Origin of the sequence: Tangfeifania diversioriginum, assembly GCF_900141875.1 — a bacterium.
In the GTDB taxonomy this organism is placed as follows: Bacteria; Bacteroidota; Bacteroidia; order Bacteroidales; family Prolixibacteraceae; genus Tangfeifania; species Tangfeifania diversioriginum.
The window spans coordinates 21,371-31,953 of sequence record NZ_FQZE01000040.1 but is presented as its reverse complement, the minus strand read 5'-3'; the positions used below and the strand labels follow the sequence as shown (position 1 = coordinate 31,953).

12 protein-coding genes are annotated in these 10,583 nt (G+C 42.5%); 6 read left to right on the top strand and 6 right to left on the bottom strand.

Annotated features, from left to right (window positions below):
- The 6 genes from BUC07_RS21160 to BUC07_RS18390 all read left to right on the top strand — a co-directional run.
- Positions 1 to 204, top strand: a 204-nt coding sequence (locus BUC07_RS21160; RefSeq protein ID WP_217652614.1) for a hypothetical protein, incomplete at its 5' end; no start/stop codon positions are given.
- 65 nt (positions 205 to 269) lie between these two features.
- Positions 270 to 785, top strand: a complete 516-nt coding sequence (locus BUC07_RS18410; RefSeq protein WP_073173308.1) for a peroxiredoxin family protein — start codon at positions 270 to 272, stop codon at positions 783 to 785.
- Positions 786 to 926: 141 nt separating this feature from the next.
- Complete coding sequence (locus BUC07_RS18405) at positions 927 to 1,550, top strand: nucleotide exchange factor GrpE (RefSeq protein WP_073173327.1); 624 nt, start codon at positions 927 to 929, stop codon at positions 1,548 to 1,550.
- 11 nt (positions 1,551 to 1,561) lie between these two features.
- Positions 1,562 to 2,719, top strand: coding sequence for a molecular chaperone DnaJ (gene dnaJ / locus BUC07_RS18400; RefSeq protein ID WP_073173305.1), 1,158 nt, complete (start codon positions 1,562 to 1,564; stop codon positions 2,717 to 2,719).
- A gap of 9 nt (positions 2,720 to 2,728) precedes the next feature.
- A complete protein-coding gene (locus BUC07_RS18395; RefSeq protein WP_073173301.1) occupies positions 2,729 to 3,358 on the top strand; it encodes a Crp/Fnr family transcriptional regulator in 630 nt (209 codons plus the stop codon).
- Positions 3,359 to 3,651: 293 nt separating this feature from the next.
- The gene (locus tag BUC07_RS18390; protein WP_073173298.1) at positions 3,652 to 4,305 is read left to right on the top strand and encodes a YkgJ family cysteine cluster protein; all 654 of its coding nucleotides are present in this window, start codon (positions 3,652 to 3,654) and stop codon (positions 4,303 to 4,305) included.
- Here the strand turns inward: BUC07_RS18390 and BUC07_RS18385 are convergent.
- The 6 genes from BUC07_RS18385 to gldG all read right to left on the bottom strand — a co-directional run bounded on the left by BUC07_RS18385 (position 4,256) and on the right by gldG (position 10,583).
- Complete coding sequence (locus BUC07_RS18385; protein ID WP_073173295.1) at positions 4,256 to 4,693, bottom strand: acyl-CoA thioesterase; 438 nt, start codon at positions 4,691 to 4,693, stop codon at positions 4,256 to 4,258. The genes BUC07_RS18390 and BUC07_RS18385 overlap by 50 nt on opposite strands.
- Positions 4,694 to 4,697: 4 nt before the next feature.
- Entirely contained in the window at positions 4,698 to 5,123 is a 426-nt protein-coding gene (locus BUC07_RS18380) for a CoA-binding protein (RefSeq protein ID WP_175552570.1), read from the bottom strand.
- A gap of 63 nt (positions 5,124 to 5,186) precedes the next feature.
- Positions 5,187 to 5,801 (bottom strand): fumarylacetoacetate hydrolase family protein, encoded by a 615-nt coding sequence (locus tag BUC07_RS18375; protein WP_073173289.1) that lies wholly within the window; start codon positions 5,799 to 5,801, stop codon positions 5,187 to 5,189.
- Between the two features lie 166 nt (positions 5,802 to 5,967).
- Entirely contained in the window at positions 5,968 to 6,774 is an 807-nt protein-coding gene (locus BUC07_RS18370) for a 3'-5' exonuclease (RefSeq protein ID WP_073173286.1), read from the bottom strand.
- 100 nt (positions 6,775 to 6,874) lie between these two features.
- Positions 6,875 to 8,005, bottom strand: coding sequence for a DNA polymerase III subunit beta (gene dnaN / locus BUC07_RS18365; protein ID WP_073173283.1), 1,131 nt, complete (start codon positions 8,003 to 8,005; stop codon positions 6,875 to 6,877).
- A gap of 163 nt (positions 8,006 to 8,168) precedes the next feature.
- On the bottom strand, positions 8,169 to 10,583 hold the full coding sequence (gldG, locus tag BUC07_RS18360) for a gliding motility-associated ABC transporter substrate-binding protein GldG (protein WP_073173279.1): 2,415 nt from the start codon (positions 10,581 to 10,583) through the stop codon (positions 8,169 to 8,171).

Sequence of the window (10,583 nt, the reverse complement as noted above, 5' to 3'; positions counted from 1 at the left end):
GCAATCAATATTGCTAAAGTGGAACATTGGTTGAGCCAACCAAAAGAGGCACGTAAACCTTTTTCAATGACTGACATTAAAACCATGAACCACAACAGGTTACTGTTGCAACGATTTATTGACGTGTTCGGTGTTAATGCATACTCTGCTAAAAATCGAAACCATGTCAATGAACTTATATATTATGGCACTATTGCCGCTTAATTTTTTAACGAAGTATTGAAAATTGTGTTTAATTAAAGATTTAAAATTCAAAAAACAGAAGCATTATGAAGAAAATTTTAGCCATCATTGCATTTCTTATTCTGGGAACAGGAATTTCTTTTGCGCAACAAAAATTGGGAGTAAATATTGGCAACAAAGCTCCTGAACTGATTGGTAAAAATACCAACGGAGAAACAGTTAAACTTTCGGATACTCAAGGCAAACTGGTGCTTATCGATTTTTGGGCTGCCTGGTGTGGCCCCTGTCGCAGAGAAAATCCAACTTTGGTAAAAGCTTATAATACCTATAAAGACAAGGAATTCAACGGAGGAGATGGTTTTACAATTTTCAGTGTGTCGCTCGATCGCACCAAATCAGCCTGGGAAGCTGCAATTGAAAAGGATAACCTCAAATGGCCCTATCACATCAGCGACCTGAAATACTGGAATTCAAAACATGCTGCAATTTATGGAGTGCGTTCCATTCCTTCCAATTTCTTAATTGATGAAAACGGAATTATTGTTGCCAGGCAATTAAGAGGTCCTGCACTGGAAGCTAAGCTGAAAGATTTACAAAAGTAGATTCAGGTTATTTATTCCTGAAATATTAATTGCGTTGCACAAATTGACATTCAATGGTTAAATTGGGTGTCAATTTGTCTTTTATATTTGCATGGCAAATTTTTTGTTAATACAAGTTGCAACTTAAAAAATCCGAAAAAAATGGCGAAAGAAAATAGGAATAAAACATCCGAAAAAGAAAAAGCTGTAAAAAATCAAGCTGCTGAAAATGAAGAAAAGGTAACTGAAGAAGTTGGTGATGAGGGTGTAAAAGAAGATAATGAAGAGCCCCGGCAAAAAGAAGAGAAGAAGAAAAACAAGAAAGATAAAAAAGAACAAAAAACAGAGGAGCTGGAGGCCAAGCTGGATGAGTTGTCTGACAAACATTTGCGATTGCAGGCCGAGTTTGATAATTTTCGTCGCAGAACCATTAAAGAAAAAACCGACCTCATAAAATCGGGTGGAGAAAAAGTTCTTTCCGAAATCTTGCCTGTGATTGACGATTTTGAACGGGCTATTCACTCCATGAAAGAAATTCCTGACGACGATGCCGGAAAACAGGGAACACTGCTCATTTACAGTAAGTTTAAAGATTTTTTGAAACAACATAATGTGAAGGAAATTGATGCCCTGCATCAGGATTTTGATGTAGATTATCATGAGGCATTAACTAAAATTCCGGCTCCTGAAAAAAAATTAAAAGGTAAGGTTGTTGACGTTGTTCAGAAAGGATATACATTGAACGATAAAGTCATCCGGTTTGCCAAAGTGGTAGTAGGAGAATAAAAAATTGAAACATGGCAAAAAGAGACTATTACGAAGTACTAGAGATAAGTAAAAGCGCAACAGCAGAAGAAATTAAAAAAGCCTATCGCAAAAAGGCACTCAAATACCATCCGGATAAAAACCCGGGCGATAAAGCGGCGGAGGATAAATTCAAAGAAGCAGCCGAAGCTTATGAAGTACTTCGCGATCCCAACAAAAAACAACGATACGATCAGTTCGGACATGCAGGAGTTAAAGGTGGCGCCGGGGGTGCCGGCGATTTTGGAGGATTCTCCGATATCGAAGATATTTTCTCCGCATTCGGCGATATTTTTGGCGGCCATTTTGGTGGCTTTGGCGGTTTTGGTGGCGGCGGTGGCCGCCAGGGTGGACGGCGTGTGGCACGTGGCTCCGACCTGAGGGTGAAAGTAAAACTGACCCTCAAAGAGATTGCCAACGGAACAGAGAAAAAGATTAAAGTTAAGAAGTACGTTCAGTGCCAGCACTGCAACGGTACCGGAGCCAAAAACGGTTCATCCTATTCCAACTGCTCAACCTGCCACGGCTCAGGCCGGGTAACGCGGGTAACCAACACGCTGCTTGGGCAAATGCAAACCGCTTCCACTTGTCCTACATGTCATGGCGAAGGACAAATTATTACCGACAAATGCAACCACTGTGCAGGAGAAGGAGTAATGCGGGATGAGGAAGTTATCAACGTTAAAATTCCTGCCGGAGTAGGCGAGGGGATGCAAATGAATGTTTCGGGAAAAGGAAATGCTGCCCGCAGGGGCGGGATCAATGGCGACCTGCTGGTTGTTATCACCGAAGAGGAACATCCTCAACTTGTACGCGACGGCAATAATCTTATTTATAACCTGTTTTTGTCGTTCCCCGAAATTACTTTGGGGAGCACCGCTGAAATTCCGACCGTGGAAAGTAAAGTGAAAGTAAAAATTGAAGCGGGTACCCAACCCGAGAAAATTCTCCGGCTTCGCGGAAAAGGATTGCCCGATGTAAACGGCTACGGAAAAGGCGATTTGCTGGTAAGGGTGCATGTCTGGATTCCCAAAAAACTTAGCGACGACGACAAGAAAGTGCTCGAAAAACTCCAGGATTCTCCTGCATTCCAGGAAGGCCCTTCGTTATCCGAAAAATCATTCTTCGAGAAAATGAAAGATATGTTTTAGCCATTTGTTTTGAAAGATTTTCGAAAACAATATAATTTTCTTGAAAAAGAATTGCTGGATGAAATCCGGGAAAAAGGAGTCATAAAAACATTTCACGCCGGCGAATCACTCCTTCGCGAAGGACAATTTATTTCCAGTTTTCCACTCATTTTAAAAGGCTTGATTCGGATTTCCCGAACCAGTGAACAAGGCAACGAACTGCTGCTTTACTATTTGCGCGAAAATGAAGTTTGCGCCATGTCGTTAACCTGCTGCATGGCCAGTATGAAAAGCAGTATTATGGCTTATGCCGAAGAGGAAACGGAAGTGATAATGCTTCCGGTGGCACTGCTCGATGAGTGGATGTGTAAATACCAAACCTGGAAACAGTTTGTGATGCAGTCGTATCAGTTGCGTTTCCGCGAGCTTATTGAAACTGTTGATACACTCGCATTTATGAAACTCGACGAGCGATTGGTGAATTTTTTCAAAACCCGCCATTCAAAATCAGGTGAAACAACTTTTTACGGAACACATCAGTATTTGGCATTACAACTGAATTCTTCGCGCGAAGTAATTTCCCGTTTGCTAAAAAAGCTTGAAAATGAGGGAAAAATTGAATTGTCGAGAAACTTTATTGATTTTCACATGCTTCTGTGACTTTTATTACAGACTGGTATCGTTTGGTTCATTTTATTTGTAACAGAAACATTGAACGTAAGAGTTCATAACTATACTTCATATTTTTTTTGGGTTATAAAATCGGTTAGTAGTTGAAGGTTGTTTGGCCCCGGGCTTTAAAAGTCCGGGGCTTTTCTTTGTATGGTTCTTCATCCAACTACCTGCTGGAAAATGAACGGCAGCATTAATCATATCCAATTATTGCTAATTTAGTAAGGTTTTTACCGTGGAATTTGTGTAAACATTAATCGATGAACCAATTTCTATTTTGAATGATAGAAAATTTAAATAAACTGGAAAAGCAATTTTTTATTGATGGCTTCAGGTTGGGAACAGACGCTGCTGAAAGCGGTGCTGTCAGCTACAATCTGATAATTTCAGTTCAAAAAATGTATGGTTTAATGGATGAGTTTATTCAATCCTTCCTGCAATTTGCAAACGAAAATAATCAATCGGTCGATTGTAAAAGAGGTTGCTCGTGGTGCTGTTATCAGCCGGTATTTGCCCTTAATTATGAATTGCTTGCGCTTAACAAATTTATTCAGCAAAATTTTGATGAACAAACACAAAGCGAAATAAAGAAAAGAGCAGCGGCCAAACAGAAGAGATTGGAAAAATTAAGCGGAGATAAACTTTTGAATTCAAAATTTCCTTGTCCGCTGTTAAAGGATGGTTACTGCATGGCTTATGGGGCCAGGCCAATGGCATGTCGCATTTATCTTTCCAAACAGCTGGATACCTGCCTGAAATTCTACAATTCCCCCGACGATAAAAATAACTTTCCGGCACTTTTGCAGCTTCCTATGCGTGTTGGCCGCCTGATGAATGAAGGCTTTAAATCAGGCCTGAAAAGTAAAAATTGGGTGGTTAAGGAATTTAGGATTGAGGAGGGGCTTCCTGCTTCAGAACAATCCCTGCTTTTTTGAATTTTTCTTCCAGTGTCTCCGGCGAAATGGGCCGGCTATTTTTTGTAAGTACCGAAGTAATCCGGGCATCTACCATGAGCTGGTTGTCGGCTTTCCGAATAACCTGCTGGTTGAAAATTATGCGCAAACGACCCTGTTTGGCCATTTTTAGCTGCACTAAAAAATCATCGCCCGGGCGCAAGGGAAACTTGTAATTCAGTTCGGCACGGATAACAACGGCATCAATGCCGTCGTTGTGCAACTGCGCGAAACTAAGTCCAATTTTTTCCAGGAATTTGTGGCGGCAGTGCTCCAGGTAATTCTGGTAAACCGAATTGTTTACAATACCCTGCAAGTCGCACTCGTAATCGCGCACCTGCATTTCCAGTTGATAATCGTAAATTTCCATTTTTTTATGATGCTTTTGAAACTGTTGTTGGGTACATGCCCACAATTTTTACCAGAAAACGGTGAAATTTGTGCGGGCCTTTCACCGGGGCGGCAAACATCAAAATGCATTTTTTATGAATGAGCGGTATTCCGGCTGCTTTAATAACCTCAACCGCTTCCGGAGTGTCCGACTGTTGCTGAATCCAAATCATCTCCATTCCTTTTGTAATGGCATCTTCAGCAGCAGTTTCAGTGCTTTTTTTAGGTGTAACAATAAACAGGTGCTTCACATCACCGGGGAGTTCTGCCACCGATTTATAGCATTTTACTCCCTGAATTTCATCTGCATTTGGATTTACAGGATACAATTCAAATCCTTTTTCTTTCAGTTCTTTAAAAACAGTGGCTCCAAATTTTTTCGGGTTGCGCGAAACGCCGGCTATTGCCATTTTTTTGGGGGATAGAAATTGTTGGATTTCGGTTAAAGTTGTCATAGTTTTGTTGATTCTTAATTATTTAATCCTAAAATCAAGCAGTTTTTTGTTTTCAAGAAATCCTTCGAGGTGATCGCCGATTTTTACTGCCCCAACACCTGCCGGGGTTCCGGTGTAGATTAGATCCCCAATTTTAAGGGTCATGTATTTTGAAACATGTGAAATTATTTCTTCAAACCCAAAAATCATCAGTTCCGAATTGCCGTCTTGCACTATGCTTCCGTCAATTTGCAAACTGAAGCGAATAGATTCAGTATCAGGGAAAACAGAAACCGGAAGAAATGAACTGCTGATTGCGGCTGCCTGGTCGAATGCCTTTGCTTTTTCCCAGGGCAGCCCTTTTTGTTTCAGCTCTTTTTGCACATCGCGGGCTGTAAAATCAATGCCGAGGCCAATTTCGTCGTAGTAACGATGTGCAAACCGTTGTTCTATGTTTTTGCCAATCCGGTTAATGCGGATTACCAGCTCAATTTCGTAATGTACTTCGTTGGTCCATTCAGGAATATAAAACGGATCGTTGTTGCGGAGAAGTGCCGAATCGGGTTTCATGAAAAATACCGGTTGGTCAGGTACATCATTATTCAGTTCCTGAGCGTGGGCTACATAATTTCTTCCAATGCAAATTATTTTCATTTCTTTCTATTATGGGCTAAAGCCCAATTGTTATCTTCATTCGTAGGCCCCAGCTTGAAAGCTGGGGTTTTCGTTTGTATCATCTGCTTCAGGTTTCCACTAACCCTGGCTTTCAAGCCAGGGGGTCAGGTGAGCTAATAAACATATCGGGCTTTAGCCCATCATTTTATTTCTCCATCATCCGCAACTTAATTTGAGTAAGCACCCTTTTTGTATAAAGCGGAAAATCGCTGTTCATAATCCAGCCAAAATAGCCGGGTTGTTCTTCAAGGATTTTTTCCACAGGAACTCCTTTATTTTTTCCGAAGTTGAATACCTCAACGCCGTCCTCATTGAGAACAATTCTGCCTGCAAAATCCACATTCCGGTCGTACGATGAAAACTCACTCAGTTTTTCCACATCGTTTACAATGGGCATTGATATTTGGCCCCTTTTATCTTCGTATTCCACTTCGCGGTAAGTATCGAGCTGCGCTTTCAGTACTTCGTACGTTGCCTTGGTGTCGGCCAGGGCACTGTGTGCGCCAATCAGTGGTTTATTGCAGTAAAATTTGTAGGCAGCTTCAAGCGTGCGTTTTTCCATTTTGTGGAAAATGGCTTGTACATCAATAAATTTTCGTTTTTTGAAATCGATGTCCACATCAGCTCTTAAAAATTCTTCAGCCAGCAGTGGAATGTCGAACCTGTTGGAGTTGAACCCCGCTAAATCGCAACCTTCGAGAAACTTTGCCAGGTTTTTGGCCACTTCTTTAAAAGTTGGCTCACTGGCCACATCTTCGTTTGTTATGCCGTGTATCCGTGTTGCTTCTGCTGAAATAGGCCTTTCCGGATTCACGCGGTGCAGCACCTCTTCTTCAGTGCCGTCGGGTTTAATTTTCAGCAAGGCAATTTCAACAATACGGTCTTTCACAATATCAATTCCTGTGGTTTCGAGGTCGAGGAATACGACCGGATTTTTTAAGTTTAACTGCATGAATTTTATTTTAAAAAGAAGGTGTCCGAAAATCAGTAACTGGCTTCTGGGACACCTCGTCCGCCGGTGGCGGAACATTTGCGATTTAATTTACTTTGTTTTATGCATTAATCATCATTGGCATGAGCAGCATCAGCACATCCTCTTCTTCCTCCTCCGTTTCGGCAGGCAAAAGCAGGCCGGCACGCGACGGATCGCTCATTTCCATGCGCACATCGGTAGCCGGAATATTGGATAATATTTCCAAAAGGAAGGTTGATTTGAAGCCAATTTCAATTTCATCACCATCGTATTCACACTTCAGGCGTTCCACTGCCGAAATGGAAAAATCGATATCCTGCGCCGAAACAACCAACTGATTTTCGTTTATGCTCAGTTTTACCAGGTTACTGGCCTGGTTGGAAAATACCGATACACGTTTTACGGTGTTGTAAAATGCCAGCCGGTCGATAATCATTTTATTGGGATTATCGGACGGAATGACCGAATTGTAGCTGGGATAATTGCCTTCTACCAGGCGGCATACCAGTTTGAAATTTGAAAGGGTGAAAATGGCATTTTTATCGTCGAATTCCAGTTTTACGTCCAATTCTTCTTTGGGAAGAAGTCCGCGGAGCAAGCTGGCTGGTTTTTTTGGCAGAATGAATGAAGATTCAAACTCCGATGCCGCATCGGAACGCCTGTAGCGAACAAGTTTATGGGCATCGGAAGCCACAAACCCCATGTTTTCGGGAGTGAGCTCCACAAAAATACCATTCATAACCGGGCGTAATTCATCGTCGGCAGTGGCAAACAGTGTTTTTTCAATTCCTTTTTGCAGAATACGGTGGTCAACCGTCACTGATGTTGCTGATTCTTCTTTCACTTCAGGAAGTTCGGGGAAATCTTCACCACTTTGCCCCACAATGCTGAATTTACCGTTTTCTGAAAAAATCTCAATCCCGAAATTTTCGTCATTCACCTGAAAAGTGAGTGGTTGTTCCGGAAATTCTTTCAGCGTATCAATTAATAATTTGGCAGGAACTGCGATGGTCCCATCTCCTTCGGTATTGTCGAGTTCCATGCTGGTAATCAGGGTCGATTCCAGATCCGAAGCAGTAATGGTCAGGTCTGTTTCGGTAAGCTGAAATAAAAAGTTATCCAAAATGGGCATGGTGCTTTTGCTACTGATTACCTTACTGATAGCTGATAGGTGACTCAATAGATCGGTGCTTGAAACAACAAATTTCATACGTATAAATTATAGTTATTATTTTATTTTTTTTGCAAAAACGGCTTTATCCCGAATAGTAATGAATTCTGATTAACCAGATATTTATAAGGATAAACCAAGTAACGAATATACAAACTTTATGGAATATTCCCTATCCGCAAAACTTTCATTTTTTAACGTTTTATGAACGGGAATAACGATAGCGGCGTAAAACGTTGTAAATAACTCCAAAAAGTCCAACTGCCACCAATGGCAACAGGATATTCAGCCATTGCCAGAATGCTTTTTCTTCGCGTAACCTGACCTTGTCGAGCAGCCGGAGTTTCTGGCTTCGGTTACGTAATTGCATAATTCCGTTTTCGTCGTTCAGGTAATACACAGCGTTCATTAAAAACTCCTTGTTACCGAAAGTACGGCCCGAAACCCGGTCGTAACCCAGTTCCTGTATTTGTGGCGGATTGGTTGAGCGGTTCACTTTGTTGGCAATTATACCGCCATCGGCTATTACAACCATTTTTGTTTCATCACTTTGTTCCTTCACTCCCGGGGTTTGAATATTCAGCGTTTCAGTCATCCGGTTTTTAAAAACGGATGTAAAAGAACCCTCAAGCAAAACTCCAACGGGAATAAACGACTCGTTGAATAGCTCACGGGCGGGCGGATTGTCGATGTTTTGCAGGCTCACAGTTGACGGTGACTGCACTGTTCGTGCGTATGGTGATGTGGAAAGGATTATGCTTTTTTCAACATGGTTATTGCCGGAAACGGTATCAACCGAAGAAACAAATTCGGCAAAAACCCGGTTTAAATTGCGGCTAAGCGGGTGGTTATCGTTTGGTGTGAGCAAAGGTGAGTAATACCAGGGATGTAGCGTGAACTGCGGCTCATTTCCCTGTGGGGCTGTGTTTACCCGAATGCGGGCGCAGTCCACATCCTGCAGCAGTTCGTAATTAAGGCGAACGCCATACCGAAAAAGCTGATCGTCAATATTTAAATCGCGCGGAAAAGCAAATGTCATGTAACCTTTCGATAAACTGTCGAGGCTTACCTGCACCGGATCGACGAGCCACATTGTTTTGCCACCATTCATAATGTACTGGTCAATTCTGAATTTGTCTTCTTCGGTAAACGGTTGAGTAGGAGCTGCAATAATCAGGATTTCCGGGCGCGGCTGAACTGCATTTAACGAGTCGGCAGTGATGCGCCTGACACGAAAATCTTCGGTAAGCGCTGAAGCAAAATCATACACCTGGTAGCGGTCCGGTTCGCCCTGTCCTTCAAGAAAAGCAATAACCGGGCGGCGCGTCCGCAACAACTTCTGGAAGGCGTTCACCATTTCAAATTCAACACTTTCTACTGAATGGTTGAAGTTGGCTTCGTGCGTAAAATCGGGGTTGTATTTTAAAAAATTTACCGCTCTTTCCTGGTTTTTGTATTTTATCAGCGCCCCCGGGAAAATAAGTCGCGAACTTACTCCCTGGTCGGTTCTTTGCCTGAAACTGGTGGGTTCTATTCCTTTTCTGGTGAGTTGTTCGATAAACTCTTCACGTTCCGAAGTGTTGGAAATCTGATACGGGGCGGTAACTTTTATACGAATTGGCGCAGTTGAATAGGCGTTTAAAACCGCTGCTTTTTCAAATACTTCCTGCTGAAGTTTTCGCAATCCGGGTTCCAGTTCACCGGCAAGGAATAGTTCAATTTCTACCGGATTTTCAAAATTTTGTGCCGTTGCAATGCTAACTTCTGAAAGCGAATAGCGGTTGTCGGATGTCAAATCGATTCGGTACAAAAAGCTGCCTGATGCCCAGAATACCAGCGCAAGAGCAATGAACAGAACGATAGATTGATTGCGGAATTTTTTTCTTTTCCATTTTTCTTTTCGGATGAAACCAATGGTTATCCACAGGAACAGGAATGTCATTCCGGTAAAATAAATCAGGTCGCGCAAATCGATCACACCCCGGGAAACAGACATGTAGTGGTTGTTGATGCTCATCCAGGAGAACAGGGCATCGAGGATGTAAGGAATACGGGCACTGGCGATAAAATCGAAACCAAGGTAAAAAATGAATGACGACACCATGGCCAGGATAAACGAAACAATTTGATTATCGGTGAGCGAGGAGGCGAAAATTCCGATGGAAACGTAGATGGCAGCCAGGAAGAAAAGGCCGAAAAACGAACCCCAGGTAGCGCCTGTGTCGATGCTTCCAACGGGGTTGCCGAGCAAGAAAACCGAAAGGAAATAGATCAGGGTGGGAAGCAGCGAAAAAGTAACCAGCACCATGCCGGCCAGAAATTTGGCCCAAACCAGTTTGAAATCGCCGATGGGGCGGGTGAGCAGTATCTCGATGGTTCCGGTACGCTTTTCATCGGCAAAAAAGCGCATGGTAATGGCGGGAACCAAAAAAAGATAAAGCCACGGGGCAAGCGAGAAAAAACCTTCGAGCGTGGCATAACCGCTTTCAGGAATGTTGTATTGGCCCGGGAAAACCCAAAGAAAAAGTCCGGTTACCAGCAGGAAGACCAAAATGGCCAGGTAGCCGATCAGCGAGCCGAAAAATGTTTTTATTTCCTTTTTGAATAAACTGTACAT